Below are 19,974 nucleotides of genomic sequence, written 5' to 3'. Positions count from 1 at the left end.
CGGCCGAGGAGTGCTGACGGGGTGTGATCCTGTACTCCAAGAAAACACCCCGTATCCGGACAAGTCAGCCCTGGAATCGATACTCTTCGAGCAGTCGCCGACCGATGATCATTTTCTGGATCTCGGCCGTCCCCTCACCGATCAGCAGCATCGGCGCCTCACGGTAGAGGCGCTCGATCTCGTACTCCTTGGAGAAGCCGTAGCCGCCGTGGATCCGGAAGGCGTCCTCCACGACCTCCTTGCAGTACTCGGAGGCGAGGTACTTCGCCATCCCTGCTTCAAGGTCGTTTCGTTCCCCGGAGTCCTTTTTGCGCGCTGCGTTCACCATCATCGCATGCGCCGCCTCCACCTTGGTAGCCATCTCCGCCAGCTTGAACTGGATGGCCTGGTGCTGGGCGATCGGCTTGCCGAACGTGTGGCGCTGCTGGGCGTACTGGACGCCCAGCTCGAAGGCACGCTGAGCGACGCCGCAGCCACGCGCGGCGACGTTGACGCGGCCGACCTCGACGCCGTCCATCATTTGGTAAAAACCTCGGCCGGTGACCCCGCCGAGCACCCGATCGGCGGGAACCCGCAGGCCGTCCATGATGAGCTCGGTCGTGTCGACGCCCTTGTAGCCCATCTTGTCGATCTTGCCGGGGATGGTGAGGCCGGGACGTACCTCGCCGAAGCCCGGCTCCTTCTCGACCAGGAACGTGGTCATCGACCTGTGGGGCGCCGTACCCTCGGGGTGTCCTTCGTCACTCCGGACCAGAACGGCCACCAGCGACGAGGTTCCGCCGTTCGTCAGCCACATCTTCTGGCCGTTCAGGACGTACTCCTCGCCGTCCTTCACCGCCTTGGAGGTGATCGCCGACACGTCCGAGCCGAGGCCCGGCTCCGACATGGAGAAGGCGCCGCGGATGTCGCCGGCCGCCATCCGGGGCAGGAAGTGGTCCTTCTGCTCCTGCGTGCCGTGCTGCTTGAGCATGTACGCCACGATGAAGTGGGTGTTGATGATGCCGGACACCGACATCCAGCCGCGGGCGATCTCCTCCACGCACAGCGCGTAGGTGAGGAGCGACTCGCCCAGACCCCCGTACTCCTCGGGGATCATCAGACCGAACAGACCCAATTCCTTGAGCCCGTCGACGATCTGCTGCGGATACTCGTCGCGGTGCTCCAGCTCGGTGGCGACCGGGATGATCTCCTTGTCCACGAAGTCGCGGACGGTGGACAGGATCTCCTGCTGGACGTCGGTCAGACCGGCGGTCTGGGCGAGACGGGCCATGGCCTACTTCTCCTGCTCCCTGAGTTCCGGGCGGCCGGGCTGCTCGCCGCCGCGCTCCTTGATGTACGTCTCGGTCGGCACCATCACCTTGCGGCGGAACACGCAGACCAGCGTGCCGTCCTGCTTGTAGCCCTTGGTCTCGACGTACACGATCCCGCGGTCGTTCTTCGACTTCGACGGCCACTTGTCGAGCACGGTCGTCTGGCCGTAGATCGTGTCCCCGTGGAAGGTCGGCGCCACGTGCCGCAGCGACTCGATCTCCAGGTTGGCGATGGCCTTGCCGGAGATGTCCGGCACGGACATGCCGAGCAGCAGCGAGTAGATGTAGTTCCCGACGACGACGTTCTTGCCGAAGTCCGTCGTCTTCTCCGCATAGTTGGTGTCCATGTGGAGGGGGTGGTGGTTCATCGTGAGGAGGCAGAACAGGTGGTCGTCGTACTCGGTGACCGTCTTGCCGGGCCAGTGCTTGTACGTCGCCCCGACCTCGAACTCCTCGTAGGTGCGTCCGAACTGCATGGCGCTCAGCCCTCCGGGATCTCGAACGTGCTGGTGCGCTGCATGCCGGCGGCGCGCCCCTTGCCGGAGATGACCAGGGCCATCTTGCGGCTGGCCTCGTCGATCATCTCGTCGCCGAGCATCGCCGAGCCCTTCTTGCCACCCGCCTCGGAGGTGTAGTAGTCGTACGCGTCCAGGATCAGCTCGGCGTGGTCGAAGTCCTCCTGCGAGGGGGAGAACACCTCGTTGGCCGCGTCCACCTGACCCGGGTGCAGCACCCACTTGCCGTCGAAGCCGAGGGCGGCGGCCCGGTCGGCGACCGCGCGGAAGCCGTCGACGTTGCGGATCTGCAGGTAGGGGCCGTCGATCGCCTGGAGGTTGTTGGCGCGGGCGGCCATCAGGATCTTCATCAGGATGTAGTGGTAGGCGTCCGCCGGGTAGCCGGGCGGCTGCTCGCCCACGACCAGCGACTTCATGTTGATGGACGCCATGAAGTCGGCCGGGCCGAAGATGATGGTCTCGACGCGCGGGGAGGCCTGCGCGATCTCGTTGACGTTGTTCAGGCCCTGCGCGTTCTCGATCTGCGCCTCGATGCCGATCCGGCCGACCTCGAAGCCCATCGTCTTCTCGATCTGCGTCAGCAGCAGGTCCAGGGCGACGACCTGCTGCGCGTCCTGCACCTTCGGCAGCATGATGCAGTCGAGGTTCGGGCCGGCGCCCTCGACCACGGTCACCACGTCGCGGTAGGTCCACTCCGTGGTCCAGTCGTTGACCCGGACCACGCGCGTCTTGCCGGTCCAGTCGCCCTCGTTGAGGAACTTCACGATCGTGTGCCGCGCCTCGGGCTTGGCCAGCGGCGCGCACGCGTCCTCCAGGTCGAGGAAGACCTGGTCGGCGGGGAGGCCCTGGGCCTTCTCCAGGAAGCGCGGGTTGCTTCCCGGGACCGCCAGACAGGAGCGGCGGGGGCGAAGGCGGTTGACGGTCGTCATGCGGGGACCTCCAGGGGGTCGAGCTTGTTCGCGGTACGGATCTCGTCGACGATGCGGCCGATGATCCCGGTGATGTCGAAGTCCTTCGGGGTGAAGACCGCGGCCACTCCCGCGGCCCGCAGCGCCTCGGCGTCTCCGGTGGGGATGATGCCACCGGCGATCACCGGTATATCTGTGGCACCGGCCACACGGAGCCGCTCCAGCACGTCCGGCACCAGCTGGGCGTGCGAGCCGGAGAGGATGGACAGGCCGACGGCGTGCACGTCCTCCGCGAGGGCGGCGTCCACGATCTGCTCCGGGGTGAGCCGGATGCCCTGGTAGACCACCTCGAACCCGGCGTCGCGGGCCCGCACGGCGATCTGCTCGGCGCCGTTGGAGTGACCGTCCAGGCCCGGCTTGCCGACCAGGAAGCGCAGCTTGCCCACGCCCAGGTCCTTGGCCGTCAGCTCCACCTTGCGGCGGACCCGGCCGAGCGCGGTGCCCTCCTCGGCGGTCACCGCGAGCGGCGCGGACGACACGCCGGTCGGCGCGCGGAACTCGCCGAACACCTCGCGCAGGGCCCCCGCCCACTCGCCGGTGGTCACGCCGGCCCGGGCGCACTCCAGGGTGGCCTCCATGAGGTTGTCGGTGCCCTTGGCGGCCTCCTTCAGCCGCTCCAGCGCCTTGCAGGGGCGCGGGTGGTTGAACGGCGGCTGGTAGCGGGTGTCGCGCCACTCCTGGAGGGCGGCGACGACCCGGGCCTCGACCGCGGGGTCCACCGTCTGGATCGCGGTGTCCAGATCGGCGGTCAGCGGGTTGGGCTCGGTGCCCTCGAAGGCGTTCACACCGACGATCTTCTCCTCGCCGGACTCGATCCGGGCGCGGCGCGCGGCGTGCGAGGCGACGAGCTGCGACTTCAGGTAGCCGGACTCGACGGCGGCCATCGCGCCGCCCATCTCCTCGATGCGTTCCATCTCGGCGAGGGAGTCCTCGACCAGCTGCGCGACCTTGGCCTCGACGACCTTCGAGCCCTCGAAGAGGTCGTCGTACTCCAGCAGGTCGCTCTCGTAGGCGAGGACCTGCTGGATGCGCAGCGACCACTGCTGGTCCCAGGGGCGGGGCAGGCCCAGCGCCTCGTTCCAGGCGGGCAGCTGCACGGCGCGGGCGCGGGCGTCCTTGGAGAGGGTGACGGCCAGCATCTCCAGCACGATCCGCTGGACGTTGTTCTCCGGCTGCGCCTCGGTCAGTCCGAGGGAGTTGACCTGGACGCCGTAGCGGAAGCGGCGGTGCTTGGGGTTCTCGATGCCGTACCGCTCGCGGGTGACCTGGTCCCAGATGCGGCCGAAGGCGCGCATCTTGCACATCTCCTCGACGAAGCGGACGCCCGCGTTGACGAAGAAGGAGATGCGGCCGACCACGTCGCCCATGCGCTCCTGCGGCACCTGGCCGCTGTCGCGGACCGCGTCGAGCACGGCGACCGCGGTGGACATCGCGTACGCGATCTCCTGCACCGGCGTGGCCCCGGCCTCCTGCAGGTGGTAGCTGCAGATGTTGATCGGGTTCCACTTCGGGATGTGGGAGACCGTGTACGCGATCATGTCCGTCGTCAGGCGCAGGCTCGGCCCGGGCGGGAACACGTGGGTGCCGCGGGACAGGTACTCCTTGACGATGTCGTTCTGCGTCGTGCCCTGGAGCCTGGTGATGTCCGCGCCCTGCTCCTCGGCGACGACCTGGTAGAGCGCCAGCAGCCACATGGCGGTGGCGTTGATCGTCATCGAGGTGTTCATCTGCTCCAGGGGGATGTCCTGGAACAGCCGGCGCATGTCACCGAGGTGGGAGACCGGCACCCCGACCCGGCCGACCTCGCCGCGGGCGAGGACGTGGTCGGGGTCGTAGCCGGTCTGGGTCGGCAGGTCGAAGGCGACCGACAGACCCGTCTGCCCCTTGGCGAGGTTGCGCCGGTACAGCTCGTTGGACGCCTCGGCGGTGGAGTGGCCGGCGTACGTCCGCATGAGCCACGGCCGGTCCCGTTCCCTGGGCGCCTGCGGCGCCTGACGCTCTGTCATGTCCGACCTCAGATGTTCCGGAAGCGGTTGATGGCGTCGATGTGCTGCGCCCGCTTGGCGTGGTCGCGCACGCCCAGGCCCTCCTCGGGCGCCATGCACAGCACGCCGACCTTGCCCTGGTGCAGGTTGCGGTGGACGTCGTAGGCGGCCTGCCCGGTGTCCTCCAGGCTGTAGGTCTTCGAGAGGGTGGGGTGGATCTTGCCCTTGGCGATCAGGCGGTTGGCCTCCCACGCCTCGCGGTAGTTCGCGAAGTGCGAGCCGATGATGCGCTTCAGCGACATCCACAGGTAGCGGTTGTCGTACTCGTGCATGTAGCCCGAGGTGGAGGCGCAGGTGGTGATGGTGCCGCCCTTGCGGGTGACGAAGACGGAGGCGCCGAAGGTCTCGCGGCCGGGGTGCTCGAAGACGATGTCGATGTCCTCGCCGCCGGTGAGTTCGCGGATGCGCTTGCCGAAGCGCTTCCACTCCTTGGGGTCCTGGGTGTTCTCGTCCTTCCAGAACCTGTAGCCCTCGGCGTTGCGGTCGATGATCGCCTCGGCGCCCATCTTCCGGCAGATGTCCGCCTTCTGGTCGCTGGAGACGACGCAGATCGGGGTGGCGCCGCCGGCCAGCGCGAACTGCGTGGCGTACGAGCCGAGTCCGCCGCTGGCGCCCCAGATCAGGACGTTGTCGCCCTGCTTCATGCCGGCGCCGTTGCGGGACACCAGCTGCCGGTAGGCGGTGGAGTTGACCAGGCCCGGCGCGGCGGCCTCCTCCCAGGTGAGGTGGTCCGGCTTGGGCATCAGCTGGTTGGACTTGACCAGGGCGATCTCGGCGAGGCCGCCGAAGTTGGTCTCGAAGCCCCAGATGCGCTGCTCGGGGTCGAGCATGGTGTCGTTGTGGCCGTCGGACGACTCCAGCTCGACGGACAGGCAGTGGGCGACGACCTCGTCACCGGGCCGCCAGGCGTTGACGCCGGGACCGGTGCGCAGCACGACGCCGGCGAGGTCGGAACCGATGATGTGGTACGGCAGGTCGTGGCGCTTGGTCAGCTCGCTGAGCCGGCCGTAGCGCTCCAGGAAGCCGAAGGTCGGCAGCGGCTCGAAGATCGAGGTCCACACCGAGTTGTAGTTGACCGAGGAGGCCATGACGGCCACCAGGGCCTCGCCCGGGCCGAGTTCGGGCAGCGGCACGTCGTCGAGGTGGATCGACTTGCGCGGGTCCTTGTCACGGGTCTCGAGGCCCGCGAACATCTCCGTCTCGTCCTTGTGCACGGTGATCGCACGGTACGACTCGGGCAGCGGCAGGGCGGCGAAGTCCTCCGACGTGGAGTCGGGCGACTGGATCGCGGCCAGGATGTCCTTGACGGTCACGGTGTTGCCTCCGGCGGTGAGCGCCCTGAGGGAGGGGCGCTGAGGGTTACGTCGGTGTGCTGCTGGGGTTTCGAGGGTGTGCCGTCGGTTCGGCGGTGGTGCTGCGGCAGCGCTGGTGGCGCGGGAGGTGCCTGTGACGCAGGCGTCCGGGCGGGCAGGCCGGGGGACCGGCTTGCTGGGACAGCCGGCGCGCGATCGGTCTCTGCGCGCCGGCCGCCCGGACTTCCTTCAACGTATGGCACGCCGTGTCATCCGGCAAGGCACCGAGTGCCAGAACTTGCTCTCAGATGAAATCTTTACGTGACAAATGAGCGATGATCGATCGAATGCGGTCCGCGAGCGGGCAGAAAACGGCCTCTGACATGCCAAAACGGCCACCCCGTGGGGTGGCCGTCATCACAGGCGCCGCACCGCGCCGGCCGCTCGCCCGGGGCCATCCCGGGGCGTGCGCAGCCCCTCTCGCAGCCCCTTCGCCGCGCCCTTGGCAGCGCCGTTCCGGTGCCGCTCCGAGCCTCTGCGGACGCCGGTTCCCTCCGGGCCACTTCGGGCCACTTCGGGGCTCTCCGGGCTCCGGGCCTTCTCGGGCTCCGGGCCCCCTCGGACTCCGGGCTCCTTCGGAGTCCGGGGCCTCCGGCCTCTTGCTGCTCCGGGCCCCTCCGGGCCGTCCAGAGCCGCCCTCGCGCCGCTCTCCGCCCGGGGCGCCGCCCGGCGGCCCCCGTGGTGCCCGGGAAGGGCCCGCGTCACCGCTCCTTGAGGGCCTGCTCGATGGTCCGCATGACCTCGTCCAGCGGGGCGTCGGTCCGCGTGACCGTGACCAGCACCTCGCCCTGGTCCACGGCCGGCGCCGCCGGCCGCGGCTGCGGAGAGGTGCGCCCGCGGCCCGCCATGATGCCGCTGCCGAAGGTCCTGCGGACGATGGCGAAGGCGTGGTCGAGCTGGGACTCCACGTCGCCCCGGCCGCCGGCCCGCAGCCAGCGCCGCAGCACGTGGTTGTGGGCGGTCACCACGGCGGACGCGGCGACCTCCGCCAGCAGCGGGTCGTCGTTGCCCGCGTCGTGGTGCGCGTGCTCGTCGAAGTGACCGAGCAGGTAGCGGGTGAAGAGGCGCTCGTAACGGGCCACCGACGCGATCTCCGCCTCGCGCAGGGTGGGCACCTCACGCGTGAGCTGGTAGCGGGCGACCGAGATCTCCGGATGCGCCGCGTACATCTTCATGACCTCTTTGATGCCGCGGCACACCGTGTCGAGCGGATGCTCGTGCGCCGGGGCGGCGTTGAGTACCGCCTCGGCGCGGACCAGGGTGTCGTCGTGGTCCGGGAAGATCGCCTCCTCCTTGGACCGGAAGTGCCGGAAGAAGGTGCGGCGCGCGACCCCGGCCGCGGCCGCGATCTCGTCGACGGTGGTCGCCTCGTACCCCTTGGACGCGAACAGCTCCATCGCTGCGGCCGCCAGTTCCCGGCGCATTTTCAGCCGCTGGGCTGCGGCACGGGACCCTGCTGTGCTCTCCGGCGCCTCGGTCGTGGCGGATGGACGTACGGACTTGGCGGGCTGGGACATGCCCCGAACGTACTGCATGTGCGCAGCTCGGTGCGCGTGGCCGGGGGCTCCCCCGCCCTCCTCGGGCGGGGGAGACGTGCCGTTCGCGGACGGTGGGAACCGGTCGGGATCGAGCAGCCCGCCCCATTCCGCCCCGGCCGGCGGCCGGTCGCCGGGGCGATGCTCAGCGCTTGGCATATTCGCGGAAGCCACGGCCGGTCTTGCGGCCGAGGCAGCCCGCGGCCACCAGGTGCTCCAACAGCGGCGCCGGGGCCAGACCCGGGTCGCGGAACTCGCGGTGCAGCACCTTCTCGATCGCCAGCGAGACGTCCAGTCCCACCACGTCCAGCAGTTCGAACGGGCCCATCGGGTAGCCGCCGCCCAGCTTCATCGCGGTGTCGATGTCGTCGAGCGACGCGTAGTGCTCCTCGACCATCTTGATCGCGTTGTTCAGGTACGGGAACAGCAGCGCGTTCACGATGAACCCGGCCCGGTCGCCGCAGTCGACGGCGTGCTTGCGGATCGTCCCGCACACCTCGCGCACGGTGGCGTGCACGTCGTCGGCGGTCAGCACGGTCCGCACGACCTCGACCAGCTTCATGGCGGGCGCCGGGTTGAAGAAGTGCATCCCGATCACGTCCTGCGGGCGCGAGGTGGCCCGCGCGCAGGCGATGACCGGCAGCGAGGAGGTGGTCGTGGCGAGCACCGCGCCCGGCTTGCAGACCTTGTCCAGCGCGGTGAACAGCTGCCGCTTGACCTCCAGGTCCTCGGCGACCGCCTCCAGCGCCAGGTCGACGTCGGCGAAGTCGTCGTAGGTGCCGGTCGGGGTGATGCGCTCCAGCGCCTCGGCGGCGGCCTCGGCGGTCATCCGGCCCCTGTCGACCGAGCGGGCCAGGGACTTGCCGATCCGGGCCTTGGCGGCCTGCGCCTTCTCCTCGCTGCGGGCGGCGAGGACCACGTCGTAACCGCCCTTGGCGAACACCTCGGCGATGCCGGAGGCCATGGTGCCCGAGCCCGCGACACCCACCGAGCGGACCGTCCGGCCGCCGGTGCCGGCGCCGTCCTCGCGCGGGGTGAGCGCGTCCGGCACGACCGTGCCGCTGCCCGGCGCCTCGTAGGTGTAGAAGCCGCGGCCCGCCTTGCGGCCCGTCAGGCCCGCCTCGCTGAGCTGCCGCAGGATCGGGGCGGGTGCGTGCAGCCGGTCCTGCGACGCGGAGTACATCGCCTCCAGGACGGTGCGGGCGGTGTCGACGCCGATCAGGTCCAGCAGCGCCAGCGGACCCATGGGCAGACCGCAGCCCAGCCGCATCGCGGCGTCGATGTCCTCGCGGGAGGCGTAGTTCGACTCGTACATCGCCGCGGCCTGGTTGAGGTAGCCGAACAGCAGGCCGTCGGCGACGAACCCGGGCCGGTCGCCGACCGCGACGGGCTCCTTGCCCAGGTCGAGGGCGAGATCGGTGACCGCGGACACGGCTCCCGGGGCGGTCAGCACCGAGGAGACCACCTCGACCAGCTTCATGGCCGGCGCCGGGTTGAAGAAGTGCAGCCCCAGCACGCGCTCCGGCCGCGCCGACTCCGCGGCGAGCCGGGTCACGGACAGCGCGTTGGTGCCGGTCGCCAGGATCGCCTCGGGCCGCACGACGGCGTCGAGTTCGCGGAACACCTGCTGCTTGACCTCGTACGACTCCGGCACCACCTCGATGACCAGGTCGGCGTCGGCCGCCAGAGCCAGGTCGGTGGAGACGCGCACCCGGGAGAGCAGGGCGGTGCGCTCCTCACCGGTCAGCCGGCCGCGCTGCACGGCACGGGTGGTGGAGGCCTCCAGGGCGGCGAGGCACTGGGCGGCCTGGGACTCGCTGACGTCGATGCCGACGACCTCGCGGCCGGCCCGGGCCAGGACCTCGGTGATGCCGGTGCCCATCGTGCCGAGGCCGACGACGGCGACGGTCCGCAGGGCGGAGGGAGGGGTGTGGGACAGGGGAGTGGCCATCGCGGGACTCCAGGAATGAGGGTGACGACGGGAAACGCCGCCCGGGTGCGCCCCGTCGTGGGACGCACCGGGCCTGCGTGCGGAGTGCGGGTGGTGGTGCCGGGCTGCAAAGCGCACACGCCCGGTGCCGGTGGGGAAGGGCGTGCACACGCCCCCGCCCCGCGGCGGATCCGGCCGGCCCTGTCCCGGGGCCGGGCCGTACTGCGGTACATCGCGTACCGAACCGACTGCGACTCGCGGCGGCTGCGTCACCAAACCACCACGAGGAGGGTCTGCGAGTGGGTAACTCGCTCGTCTGAGCTTAACCGGCCGGTAACGAGCGCGCCAGTCCCCGACTTTGTGATGTGGGTCCCGGACGCCCCGGCGCGCGCCTAACCTCGGGACATGGACGAGGAGTGGCGGCAGCTCACGCAGCGCTTACGGACCGAGGCCGGCGGATCGGCGGCCTTCGACGACCTCGTGGCGACGGAGGACCCCGACACCCTCGCCGACGTCCTCACCGCACCCGGACAGCCGCTGTGGGCCCGCGAACTGGCCGCCGTCCGGCTCGGCCTGGCCGGCGACCCCCGCGCCTTCGAGGCCCTGGTGCTGCTCCTGAACCACCGTGACCCGCCGCGCTGCGCCGCGGCCGCCCTCGCCCTCGCCCGGCTCGGCGACCCCCGCACCGCCCGCGCCGCCGCGGCGCTCGCCACCAACGAACTCCGCGTCGCCTACGCCCTGCACCCGGTCCGCCTGCTGACCGCGCTGCGCGCCCCCGAGGCGGTCCCCGCCCTCATCACCACCCTCCGCCGCCGCCTCGGCCCCCACGACCCCCACCATCGGGTCGCGCTCGCCTGTGTGGAGGGACTGGGCGAACTCGGCGACCCCCGCGCGGAGCCCGTGCTGACCGAGGCCCTGGCCCACCCGGCGCTGACGGAGGCCGCGAGCCGGGCCCTGGCCCGCATCCCGCGCCAGGGGGGCGCGCGGGGGCGGATCCCGGGGCAGCGGTAGGGCATGACGGGCCGTCACCGTCGTGCCCGGCCGTCGCCGCCGTGCCCGGCCGTCACCACCATGCCCGGCTGTTACCACCGTGCCCGGCCGTACCCGGCCGTGCTGTGCCGGTGGTGCGGTCAGCCGCGGGAGCCGAGCAGGCCGTGCAGGACGGTGCCGCGGGCCGTGGCCGGGACGGCCTTCGACGTCGGCGGCTCCGGGTCCGGCAGCGCCTCGCACACCGCGTCGGCCACGCCCGCGCCGCCGCCGCGCGGCACCGTCCCGTCGGCCAGGTAGGCCGCCAGGTGCCGGTCCAGGCAGTCGTTCCCGCTCAGCGTGACGCCGTGGTTGCCGCCCCCCTGCTCGACGACCAGGCCGGAGCGCGCCAGCAGGCGGTGGACCGTGACGGCCCCCCGGTAGGGGGTCGCCGCGTCGTCGGTCGCCTGGAAGAGCAGCGCGGGCGGGATCAGGCCGTTGGCGACGGAGACCGGGCGCAGCGACCGCGTCGGCCAGAACGCGCACGGTGCGTTGTACCAGGCGTTGTTCCAGGTCATGAACGGCGCCTCGGCGTGCACCGCCGCGTTGTCCTTGCGCCACTGCCGCCAGTCCCGCGGCCAGGACGCGTCCCGGCACTCGACCGCCGTGTAGACGCTGTAGCCGTTGCCCGCGCCGGGCTCGGCGGCGCCGAGGTTCTCGTACGCGGTGAGCAGCGGGCCGGTGTCGCCGTCGTTCGCGTACGCCGCGAACGCCTCGGCGAGATGCGGCCAGTACCCGTTGTAGTAGCCGCCCGGGATGAAGGTGTCCTCCAGCTCCGCCGCGCCGACCCTGCCCCCGGCCGGGTCCTCGGCCAGCGCCGCCCGCATCGCGTACCAGCGGGCCTCGACCCGCTCCGGGTCGGTGCCCAGCCCGTACGTCGCGTCGTGCTCGGCGATCCAGGCCATCAGGGCCCGGTGCCGGGCGTCGAAGGCCCGGTTCTGACGCAGGTTGGCCTCGTACCAGACCGCGTCGGGGTCGACCACCGAGTCCAGCACCAGGCGCCGCACCCGCTCCGGGAACAGCTTCGCGTACACCGCGCCCAGGTACGTGCCGTAGGAGTAGCCGAAGTAGCTGATCCGCTCGGCCCCGAGCGACTCCCGGATCACGTCCAGGTCGCGCGCGGCGCTGGTGGTGTCGATGAACGGCAGCAGATCGGCGTACTTGGCCCGGCAGGCGTCGGCGAAGGACTTCACCCGGGCCAGGTTGGCCTCCTCCATCGCCTCACCGGTGGGCACGGAGTCCGGCCGCACCGGGTCGAAGTGGTCCGGCGCGCAGTCCAGCGCGGGGCGGCTCGCCCCCACCCCGCGCGGGTCGAAGCCGATGACGTCGTACTGCGCCGCCACCTCCCGCGGCAGCGAGGCGGCGACGAACCCGGCGAGCGTCCGCCCGCTGCCGCCGGGACCGCCCGGGTTGACCAGCAGCGGGCCCTGGTACGTCGGGGCGGTGTGCGGGACCCGGGACAGCGCGAGCGTGATCGTGCGCCCGCCGGGATCGGCGTGGTCCAGCGGCACCTCGACGCTCGCGCACTGCAGGGTCGGGTAGTGCTCGGTGGGGCACTTCTCCCAGGCGGGCGCGGCGGCGGGGGCCGCGGCGGGGGCGGATGCGGCGGCCGACGGAGTGCCGGCCGAGGCGGGCAGGGCCGTCAGGCTGCCGGCCACGACGGCGGCGGCGCCGCACAGCACGGCTGCGCGCTTCCTCATGAGGTGCTCCCGGGACGGAGGGTCGGCGGACCGCACGGCGCACGGCCCTCGACGGATCGTCCCGGCAGCCGGGCCCCGGACCAACGCGCTCCGCCGGTACGTGACCCGAACGGGTCGTCGGATGCGCTCCGACGTGCGCAACGCGGTGGTGCGTCCGAGCGCCGGCGCGGCGACCCTCTAGGGAAACGGGCGCCCGCGCCGGAGCCTCCCGCGCGCCTTGGACCTCCTCGGCCCTGTCGACCCCCTCGCGTCTACAGCAGCGTCAGCTGAGTCGGCTCCGGGGGTGCGGACTCCACGGACTCCACGGGCCCCGTGGCCGTGCCGGCGGCCGGGCGGATCCGGCGGGGCAGGCCGGGTGCCGCGGGGCCGATGCCGTGGGCGCGGGCCAGCTCGTGCACCTGGCGGGTGATGCGGCGCTGGTACCACTTCGGTGCGTAGGCGCCCTCCGCGTACAGCCGTTCGTAGCGGTTCACCAGGTGCGGGTGGTGCCGGGCGAGCCAGGACATGAACCACTCGCGCGCCCCGGGGCGCAGGTGCAGCACGAGCGGGGTGACGGACGTGGCGCCCGAGGCCGCGATGGCCCGTACCGTCGCGCGCAGTTGGTCCGGGCGGTCGCCGAGGAACGGGATGACCGGGGCCATCAGCACCCCGCAGCCGATGCCGTGGTCGGTCAGCGTGCGGACGACGTCGAGGCGCCGCTCGGGGGCGGGGGTGCCGGGCTCCACGGTGCGCCACAGCGACTCGTCGACGAAGCCCACGGAGACCGAGATGCCGACGTCGGTCACCTCGGACGCCTGCTTGAGCAGTTCCAGGTCGCGCAGGATCAGCGTGCCCTTGGTCAGGATCGAGAAGGGGTTGGCGTGGTCCCGCAGGGCGGTGATGATGCCCGGCATCAGGCGGTAGCGGCCCTCGGCGCGCTGGTAGCAGTCGACGTTGGTGCCCATGGCGATGTGCTCGCCCTGCCAGCGGGCGGAGGCGAGCCGGTGGCGCAGCAGTTCGGGGGCGTTCACCTTGACCACGATCTGGGTGTCGAAGTCCAGGCCGGAGTCGAGGTCCAGGTAGCCGTGGGTCTTGCGGGCGAAGCAGTACACGCAGGCGTGCGAGCAGCCGCGATAGGGGTTCACGGTCCATTCGAACGGCATGCGGGAGGCGCCCGGCACCCGGTTGACGATCGAGCGCGCGCGGATCTCGTGGAAGGTGATCCCGCGGAACTCGGGCGTGTCGACGGTGCGGGTGGTGACGGCGTCCGCGCCGAACAGCGCGGCGTCGGCCCGGCTGTGGCCGTCCCCGGTCGAGAGGTTCTCCCAGCGCATGACGCCTCCTCGGTAGTGCAGGACCACAGAATAGAACAAGTGTTCCCTTGATCGTGCGGGTGACAGGTTCGATCACGCTTCCGATCAGTTGTGGACTCCCGATTTGGGCGGCCGGGCGCGGGGGTGGTTGGCTTGGCCGGACCCCCGACACACCAGGTCCTGGAGGAAAGCCATGGCGCAGGTCGAGGCCACTACGGAGCGGATCGTCGCGGCGGACGCGGAGACGGTGTTCGACGCCCTCGCCGACTACAGCGGCACCCGGGCCAAGGTGCTGCCCGAGCAGTTCAGCGAGTACGAGGTCCGGGAGGGCGGCGACGGCGAGGGCACCCTCGTCCACTGGAAGCTCCAGGCCACCAGCAAGCGCGTGCGGGACTGCCTCCTGGAGGTGACCGAGCCCAGCGACGGCGAGCTGGTGGAGAAGGACCGCAACTCCTCCATGGTCACCGTCTGGCGCGTCACCCCGGCCGGCGAGGGTCGCTCGCGCGTCGTCGTGACCACCACCTGGCAGGGTGCCGGAGGGATCGGCGGCTTCTTCGAGAAGACCTTCGCCCCCAAGGGGCTGGGCCGCATCTACGACGCCCTGCTCGCCAGGCTGGCCGCCGAGGTCCAGAAGTAACCCCGTCCGTCGCGGACTTCGGGCGTCCCCCGCTCAAGGGGCCGTTCCACGTGGGGACATGATGAGGGCGGCCGGCGCTCCGCGCCAGGCCGCCCTCACCGGTTCGGGTGATCTCCGGCCGACCTCTCCGTACGCCGTAACTCGCCGTGCTTGCTCGTAGTTGTCGCTTTTACGCGGGAATGGTGCGGCAGGGCGACGAGGGGAGCGGGACGTGGGCGGGACCACTCTGACGAAGGACGAACCGGCGGTCGCGGCCCCGCCGGCCCCGGACCCGCCCGCGGCGTCCGGCGGCCCCGGGCTGAGCCCGCGCCGGGTGCGCCTGGTCTTCGTCGCGCTCATGCTGGCGCTGCTGCTGGCCGCCCTCGAGCAGATGATCGTCGCCACCGCGCTGCCCCGGATCGTCGGCGACCTGCACGGCCTGGACCGCATGTCCTGGGCGATCACCGCCTACCTGCTCACCTCCACCGTCGGGCTGCCCGTCTACGGCAAGCTCGGCGACCTGCTCGGCCGCAAGGGCGTCTTCCAGTTCGCCATCGTGGTCTTCGTCGTCGGCTCCGCACTGGCCGGCCGGGCCCAGACCATGGACCAGCTGATCGCCTACCGCGCGGTGCAGGGGGTCGGCGCGGGCGGACTGATGATCGGTGTCCAGGCGATCATCGCGGACATCGTCCCGGCGCGGCAACGGGGCCGCTTCATGGGCCTGATCGGCGCCGCCTTCGGTCTCGCCTCCGTCGCGGGGCCGCTGCTCGGCGGGTACTTCACCGACCACCTGTCGTGGCGCTGGTGCTTCTACATCAACGTGCCGTTCGGGATCGTCACCCTGATCGTGGTCGCCCTGGTGCTGAAGCTGCCCCGGCCTGCCGCCCGCCCCCGCCTCGACGTCCTCGGCACGCTCCTGCTGGCCGCCGCCTCCACCTGCCTGGTGCTGCTGACCAGTTGGGGCGGCACCGAGTACGCGTGGGACTCGCGCGTCATCCTCGGCCTCGGCGCGGGCGCCCTCGCGGCCACCGTCCTCTTCCTCGTCGCCGAACGCTTCGCCGCCGAACCCCTCATCCCGCTCCGGCTGTTCCGGGACCCGGTCTTCAACATCACCGGTCTGGTCGGCCTGGTGATCGGCGTGGCCCTCTTCGGCGCCGCCAGCTACCTGCCGACCTACCTTCAGATGGTCGACGGGGCCACGGCCACCGAGTCCGGGCTGCTGATGCTGCCCATGATGGCCGGAATCGTCGGCGCCTCGGTCATCTCCGGTCAGGTCATCAGCCGGTCCGGCCGATACCGGTCGCACCCGATCATCGGGTGCGCGCTCTCGGTCGTCGGCATGGCGCTGCTGTCCCGCCTGGAGACCGGCACGCCCCGGCTCCACTACAGCATCTGGATGGCCGTCCTCGGCGCCGGCATCGGCATGGTCATGCCGGTTCTGGTCCTGGCCGTCCAGAACTCCGTGCGCCCCGCCGACCTCGGCACCGCCACCAGCGCCAACAACTACTTCCGCCAGATCGGCGGCAGCGTCGGCGCCGCCGTCTTCGGCACCCTCTTCGCCTCCCGGCTCACCGACGCCCTGGCCGACCGCCTGCCCGCGTCCGGCGCCGGAGGCGCCCTGCCCGACGCCGAGTCCCTCACCCCGCAGGCCGTGCACGCGCTGCCGCCCGCCCTGCGCGACGCCTACGTCCAGGCCTACGCCGACGCCATGCCGCGCATCTTCCTCTACCTGGTGCCGGTCCTCGTCCTCGGCCTGCTGCTCGCCTTCTTCCTCAAGGAGAAACCCCTGGTGTCCCACAACGCCCCCACCGCGGCCCCGGCCCCGGACGCGTCCTACTCCCCCGGCTCCGTCCCCCAGGCCCGCCTCCACACCGCGGGCGCGGCGCACACCGCCGCCGTCCGGCCGCCGCACGCCGGGGGTGTCCCGGTGTGCGGCACCGTCCAGCATCCCGACGGCACGGTCGTGCCGCGGGCCGCGCTCACCCTGATCGACGTCGGCGGACGGCAGATCGGGCGCGGCGCCAGCGGTGACGACGGGCGCTACGCCCTGGCCACCCCGGGCTCGGGCTCGTACGTGCTGATCGCCGCCGCGGGCGGCCACCAGCCGCAGGCCGTCTCGGTCACCGTCGGCGAACGCCCGGTCGAACTGGACGTGGTCCTCGGCGGCGCGGGCCGCCTCGCCGGTTCCGTCGTCACCGCCGACGGCACCCCGGTCCGCGACGCCGCCGTCACGCTCACCAACGTCCACGGCGAGGTCGTGGCCACCACCCGCAGCGGCCGCGAGGGCGGCTACGTCATCACCGAGCTGGTCGCCGGGGAGTACACCCTCGCCGCCAGCGCGCCCGCCTTCCGGCCAGCCGCCCTCCCGGTCACCGTCCAGGCGGCGCGCGAGACCCGGCAGGACGTCGAACTCGCCGGGGGAGCCGTGCTGCGCGGCACCGTCCGGGGGAGCGGGGGGCGTGCCGTGGAGGACGCCCGGGTGACCCTGCTGGACGCGGCGGGCAACGTCGTGGACACCCTCACCACCGGCGCCGACGGGATCTTCCGCTTCGTCGACCTGTCCTCCGGCGAGTACACCGTGATCGCCGCCGGGTACCCGCCGGTGGCCACCGTGCTGCAGATGGCCGGAGGTGGCCGCACCGAACGCAACCTCCAGCTCGGACACGAGGACTGAGGCAGCCCGCCGGGGGCGCGGCGGGCCGGCCCGGCGCCGGATCTGCCGTGCCCCGGTGCCCCGGTGCCGCGGTGCCGCGGTGCCGCGGTGCCGCGGTGCCCCGGTGCCCGGGCCGGGGATGTGCCGTGCGTCGGGCCCCGGACCGCCCGCGCGCGGTCCGTGCGGTGATCGTCGGCTTCCGGGCCGCGCGCGTCGGGCAGGCTCTCCGGCATGGTTTCTACATTGCAGAACGTGGCGATCGACTGTGCGGACGCCTACGGACTGGCCCGCTTCTGGAGCGGGGTCACCGGCCGCCCGGTCGACCCGCAGGACCGGCCGGGCGATCCCGAGGTGCAGGTGCGGCTTGCGGAGGGCACGGTGCTGTACTTCCAGCAGGTGCCTGAGCCCAAGACGGTCAAGAACCGGGTCCATCTCTGTCTGCGCCCCCGGACGTCACGCGACCGGGAGGTGGAACGGCTCCTGGGCCTCGGCGCCACCCTGGTCGCCGATCACCGCGCCCCCGACGGCACCGGCTGGGCGGTCCTCGCGGATCCCGAGGGCAACGAGTTCTGCGTGCTGCGCGGCGAGTCCGACCGGGCCGTCGCCGAAACGCCCTGACGCCGCCCGGCCCTCCCGCGGCCGGAAGCGGGTGCGGGCGGCCCACGACCGTCCCGGGCGCAGGCCCGCACGGGTGCCGGGGGCGCGCGGGCCGCCCGCCACAGGGAGTGTCCGTGCACCTCCGGCCGGCTGGCGTTCCCGGTTGTCCCCCTGCTCGCCTGGCGCCCCCGCGACGACGCTCCGGGCCGTCCCGGCGGGGCGCGGCGCGCCCCGCGGGGCCGGTGCGGTGAGAGTTTTCCACAGGCCTGGCCGTGGTTCGGGCCGAGCACGTAGCGTGCCTGGCATGAAGATCCTCATCAGCGCCGACATGGAGGGCGCCACGGGTGTCACCTGGCCGGCCGACGTGCTGCCGGGGACACCGCAGTGGGAACGCTGCCGCTCCCTGTTCACCTCGGACGTCAACGCGGCCGTGCTCGGCTTCTTCGACGGCGGCGCGGACGAGGTGCTGATCAACGAGGCCCACTGGACGATGCGCAACCTCCTGCTGGAGGAGCTGGACGAGCGGGCCACCATGCTCACCGGGCGGCACAAGGCACTGTCCATGGTGGAGGGCGTGCAGCACGGCGACGTGGACGGCATCGCGTTCGTCGGCTACCACGCGGGCGCCGGCATGGAGGGCGTCCTCGCCCACACCTACCTCGCCAACTCCGTCACCGGGGTGTGGCTGAACGGGGAGCGCGCCAGCGAGGGCCTGCTCAACGCGCACGTCGTCGCCGAGTACGGGGTGCCGGTGGTCCTGGTCACCGGGGACGACGTGGCCTGCGAGGACGCCCTCGGCTACGCGCCCGGCGCGCTGAAGGTCGCCGTCAAGGACCACGTGTCGCGGTACGCGGCGGTGTGCCGCACACCGGGCAGAACGGCGGCCGACATCCGGGCCGCGGCGAAGGAGGCGGCGGGGCTGGCGGTGCGTCAGCCGCCCGCCGACGCCGGGCCGTTCACGGTGGAGGTGGAGTTCGACGCCGCGCACCTCGCCATGGCGGTCACCGTGGTGCCCGGCGTGCGCCACGCCGGGGAACGCAAGGTGGCGTACACGAGCGCCACGATGTACGACGGGATCCGCGTCTTCAAGGCGGTCACCACGATCGCCTCGGCCGCGGTGGAGGAGCAGTATGGCTGACCGGCAGGCACAGGAAGAGGTCGTGACCTTCACGTCCGACCTGATCAGGATCGACACCACCAACCGCGGCGGCGGCGACTGCCGGGAGCGTCCCGCCGCCGAGTACGCCGCCGCGCGGCTGGCCGAGGCGGGCCTCGAACCCACCCTCCTGGAGCGCACCGAGGGCCGCACCAACGTCGTCGCCCGCATCGAGGGCACCGACCCGTCGGCGGACGCCCTGCTGCTCCACGGTCACCTCGACGTGGTGCCCGCGGAGCCCCGCGACTGGAACGTGCACCCCTTCTCCGGGGAGATCCGCGACGGCGTCGTCTGGGGGCGCGGCGCCGTCGACATGAAGAACATGGACGCCATGATCCTCTCCGTGGTGCGGTCCTGGGCCCGGGAAGGCTTCCGGCCCCGCCGGGACGTCGTCGTCGCGTTCACGGCCGACGAGGAGGCCAGTGCCGCGGACGGGGCCGGTTTCCTCGTCGACCGGCACCCGGAGCTGTTCGAGGGCTGCACCGAGGCCGTCGGCGAATCGGGGGCGTTCACCTTCCACGACGGCGCCGGACGGCAGATCTACCCGATCGCGGCCGGGGAGCGCGGCACCGCCTGGCTGCGGCTCACCGCGCGCGGCCGGGCGGGCCACGGCTCCAAGGTGAACCGGGAGAACGCGGTGACCCGCCTCGCCGCCGCCGTCACCCGCATCGGCGAGTACGAGTGGCCGCTGCGCCCCACCCCCACCGTGCGGGCCGCTCTCGGCGAACTGGCCGCGCTGTACGGCATCGAGACCGACCTCACCGACATCGACACGCTGCTGGACAAGCTCGGCCCGGCCGCCAGACTGGTCGAGGCGACCGTCCGCAACAGCGCCAACCCGACCATGCTGGACGCCGGGTACAAGGTCAACGTGATCCCGGGCCAGGCCGTGGCACAGGTCGACGGGCGCTTCCTGCCGGGCACCGAGGACGAGTTCCGCGCCACCCTCGACCGCCTCACCGGGCCGGACGTCGACTGGGAGTTCGAGCACCGGGAGGTCGCCCTCCAGGCACCCGTCGACGCGCCGACGTTCGCCGCCATGCGGGCCGCGATCGAGGAGTTCGCGCCGGAGGCACACGTCGTCCCGTACTGCATGTCGGGCGGGACGGATGCCAAGCAGTTCTCTCGGCTCGGCATCACCGGGTACGGCTTCGCACCGCTGAAGCTGCCCGAGGGCCTGGACTACCAGGCCATGTTCCACGGCGTGGACGAGCGGGTGCCCGTCGAGGCACTGCACTTCGGCGTCCACGTCCTCGACCGGTTCCTGCGGACGGCCTGA

General features: G+C 72.1%; 15 protein-coding genes. 6 read left to right on the top strand and 9 right to left on the bottom strand.

What is annotated here, in order from left to right:
* Nucleotides 1-64: 64 nt before the first annotated feature.
* The 7 genes from AB0F01_RS15160 to AB0F01_RS15130 all read right to left on the bottom strand — a co-directional run bounded on the left by AB0F01_RS15160 (nt 65) and on the right by AB0F01_RS15130 (nt 9,676).
* Nucleotides 65-1,270: an acyl-CoA dehydrogenase family protein gene (locus AB0F01_RS15160; protein ID WP_192231521.1), complete on the bottom strand. Its 1,206-nt coding sequence runs from the start codon at nt 1,268-1,270 to the stop codon at nt 65-67.
* A gap of 3 nt (nt 1,271-1,273) precedes the next feature.
* Nucleotides 1,274-1,786 (bottom strand): MaoC family dehydratase, encoded by a 513-nt coding sequence (locus AB0F01_RS15155; RefSeq protein WP_362094690.1) that lies wholly within the window; start codon nt 1,784-1,786, stop codon nt 1,274-1,276.
* A 5-nt stretch (nt 1,787-1,791) separates the two neighbouring features.
* Nucleotides 1,792-2,754: a CoA ester lyase gene (locus AB0F01_RS15150; protein ID WP_362094687.1), complete on the bottom strand. Its 963-nt coding sequence runs from the start codon at nt 2,752-2,754 to the stop codon at nt 1,792-1,794.
* Nucleotides 2,751-4,799 carry a protein meaA gene (locus AB0F01_RS15145; RefSeq protein WP_362094685.1) on the bottom strand — a complete coding sequence of 683 codons (2,049 nt, stop codon included), beginning with the start codon at nt 4,797-4,799 and terminating at the stop codon, nt 2,751-2,753. Before AB0F01_RS15145 ends, AB0F01_RS15150 begins: the two co-directional genes overlap by 4 nt.
* Before the next feature lie 8 nt (nt 4,800-4,807).
* On the bottom strand, nt 4,808-6,151 hold the full coding sequence (gene ccrA / locus AB0F01_RS15140; protein WP_362094682.1) for a crotonyl-CoA carboxylase/reductase: 1,344 nt from the start codon (nt 6,149-6,151) through the stop codon (nt 4,808-4,810).
* A gap of 740 nt (nt 6,152-6,891) precedes the next feature.
* A complete protein-coding gene (locus tag AB0F01_RS15135; protein ID WP_362094680.1) occupies nt 6,892-7,725 on the bottom strand; it encodes a TetR family transcriptional regulator in 834 nt (277 codons plus the stop codon).
* A gap of 145 nt (nt 7,726-7,870) precedes the next feature.
* Nucleotides 7,871-9,676 (bottom strand): 3-hydroxybutyryl-CoA dehydrogenase, encoded by a 1,806-nt coding sequence (locus AB0F01_RS15130; protein ID WP_362094677.1) that lies wholly within the window; start codon nt 9,674-9,676, stop codon nt 7,871-7,873.
* Nucleotides 9,677-10,060: 384 nt separating this feature from the next.
* On the opposite strand from AB0F01_RS15130, the gene AB0F01_RS15125 reads away from it, so the two are divergent.
* The gene (locus AB0F01_RS15125; RefSeq protein WP_362094675.1) at nt 10,061-10,666 is read left to right on the top strand and encodes an adenylosuccinate lyase; all 606 of its coding nucleotides are present in this window, start codon (nt 10,061-10,063) and stop codon (nt 10,664-10,666) included.
* Nucleotides 10,667-10,785: 119 nt separating this feature from the next.
* Here AB0F01_RS15125 and AB0F01_RS15120 read toward each other — a convergent pair whose 3' ends face one another.
* Nucleotides 10,786-12,381 carry an alpha/beta hydrolase gene (locus tag AB0F01_RS15120; protein WP_362094673.1) on the bottom strand — a complete coding sequence of 532 codons (1,596 nt, stop codon included), beginning with the start codon at nt 12,379-12,381 and terminating at the stop codon, nt 10,786-10,788.
* A 251-nt stretch (nt 12,382-12,632) separates the two neighbouring features.
* Nucleotides 12,633-13,694 carry an Rv2578c family radical SAM protein gene (locus AB0F01_RS15115; RefSeq protein ID WP_362094670.1) on the bottom strand — a complete coding sequence of 354 codons (1,062 nt, stop codon included), beginning with the start codon at nt 13,692-13,694 and terminating at the stop codon, nt 12,633-12,635.
* Nucleotides 13,695-13,866: 172 nt separating this feature from the next.
* Here AB0F01_RS15115 and AB0F01_RS15110 point away from each other — a divergent pair, with 172 nt between their 5' ends.
* The 5 genes from AB0F01_RS15110 to AB0F01_RS15090 all read left to right on the top strand — a co-directional run bounded on the left by AB0F01_RS15110 (nt 13,867) and on the right by AB0F01_RS15090 (nt 19,974).
* The gene (locus tag AB0F01_RS15110) at nt 13,867-14,310 is read left to right on the top strand and encodes an SRPBCC family protein (protein WP_362094667.1); all 444 of its coding nucleotides are present in this window, start codon (nt 13,867-13,869) and stop codon (nt 14,308-14,310) included.
* A 211-nt stretch (nt 14,311-14,521) separates the two neighbouring features.
* Nucleotides 14,522-16,963: an MFS transporter gene (locus AB0F01_RS15105; RefSeq protein ID WP_362094664.1), complete on the top strand. Its 2,442-nt coding sequence runs from the start codon at nt 14,522-14,524 to the stop codon at nt 16,961-16,963.
* Between the two features lie 210 nt (nt 16,964-17,173).
* Nucleotides 17,174-17,560, top strand: a complete 387-nt coding sequence (locus AB0F01_RS15100) for a VOC family protein (RefSeq protein WP_362094661.1) — start codon at nt 17,174-17,176, stop codon at nt 17,558-17,560.
* A gap of 283 nt (nt 17,561-17,843) precedes the next feature.
* Nucleotides 17,844-18,677, top strand: coding sequence for a M55 family metallopeptidase (locus AB0F01_RS15095; protein WP_362094658.1), 834 nt, complete (start codon nt 17,844-17,846; stop codon nt 18,675-18,677).
* Nucleotides 18,670-19,974 (top strand): M20/M25/M40 family metallo-hydrolase, encoded by a 1,305-nt coding sequence (locus AB0F01_RS15090; protein ID WP_362094655.1) that lies wholly within the window; start codon nt 18,670-18,672, stop codon nt 19,972-19,974. Before AB0F01_RS15095 ends, AB0F01_RS15090 begins: the two co-directional genes overlap by 8 nt.

The sequence above is a fragment of the Streptomyces sp. NPDC029526 genome, from assembly GCF_040637405.1.
Taxonomy (GTDB): Bacteria; Actinomycetota; Actinomycetes; order Streptomycetales; family Streptomycetaceae; genus Streptomyces.
Note: the sequence above shows the minus strand (reverse complement) of the source record. Positions and strands in the feature narration are given on the sequence as shown.

What these genes read in the sequence shown, in the direction of transcription:
- AB0F01_RS15160 (WP_192231521.1), bottom strand. Translation starts at nt 1,270, where the DNA reads ATGGCCCGTCTCGCCCAGACCGCCGGTCTGACCGACGTCCAGCAGGAG.
- AB0F01_RS15155 (WP_362094690.1), bottom strand. Translation starts at nt 1,786, where the DNA reads ATGCAGTTCGGACGCACCTACGAGGAGTTCGAGGTCGGGGCGACGTAC.
- AB0F01_RS15150 (WP_362094687.1), bottom strand. Translation starts at nt 2,754, where the DNA reads ATGACGACCGTCAACCGCCTTCGCCCCCGCCGCTCCTGTCTGGCGGTC.
- AB0F01_RS15145 (WP_362094685.1), bottom strand. Translation starts at nt 4,799, where the DNA reads ATGACAGAGCGTCAGGCGCCGCAGGCGCCCAGGGAACGGGACCGGCCG.
- AB0F01_RS15135 (WP_362094680.1), bottom strand. Translation starts at nt 7,725, where the DNA reads ATGCAGTACGTTCGGGGCATGTCCCAGCCCGCCAAGTCCGTACGTCCA.
- AB0F01_RS15130 (WP_362094677.1), bottom strand. Translation starts at nt 9,676, where the DNA reads ATGGCCACTCCCCTGTCCCACACCCCTCCCTCCGCCCTGCGGACCGTC.
- AB0F01_RS15125 (WP_362094675.1), top strand. Translation starts at nt 10,061, where the DNA reads ATGGACGAGGAGTGGCGGCAGCTCACGCAGCGCTTACGGACCGAGGCC.
- AB0F01_RS15120 (WP_362094673.1), bottom strand. Translation starts at nt 12,381, where the DNA reads ATGAGGAAGCGCGCAGCCGTGCTGTGCGGCGCCGCCGCCGTCGTGGCC.
- AB0F01_RS15115 (WP_362094670.1), bottom strand. Translation starts at nt 13,694, where the DNA reads ATGCGCTGGGAGAACCTCTCGACCGGGGACGGCCACAGCCGGGCCGAC.
- AB0F01_RS15110 (WP_362094667.1), top strand. Translation starts at nt 13,867, where the DNA reads ATGGCGCAGGTCGAGGCCACTACGGAGCGGATCGTCGCGGCGGACGCG.
- AB0F01_RS15100 (WP_362094661.1), top strand. Translation starts at nt 17,174, where the DNA reads ATGGTTTCTACATTGCAGAACGTGGCGATCGACTGTGCGGACGCCTAC.
- AB0F01_RS15095 (WP_362094658.1), top strand. Translation starts at nt 17,844, where the DNA reads ATGAAGATCCTCATCAGCGCCGACATGGAGGGCGCCACGGGTGTCACC.
- AB0F01_RS15090 (WP_362094655.1), top strand. Translation starts at nt 18,670, where the DNA reads ATGGCTGACCGGCAGGCACAGGAAGAGGTCGTGACCTTCACGTCCGAC.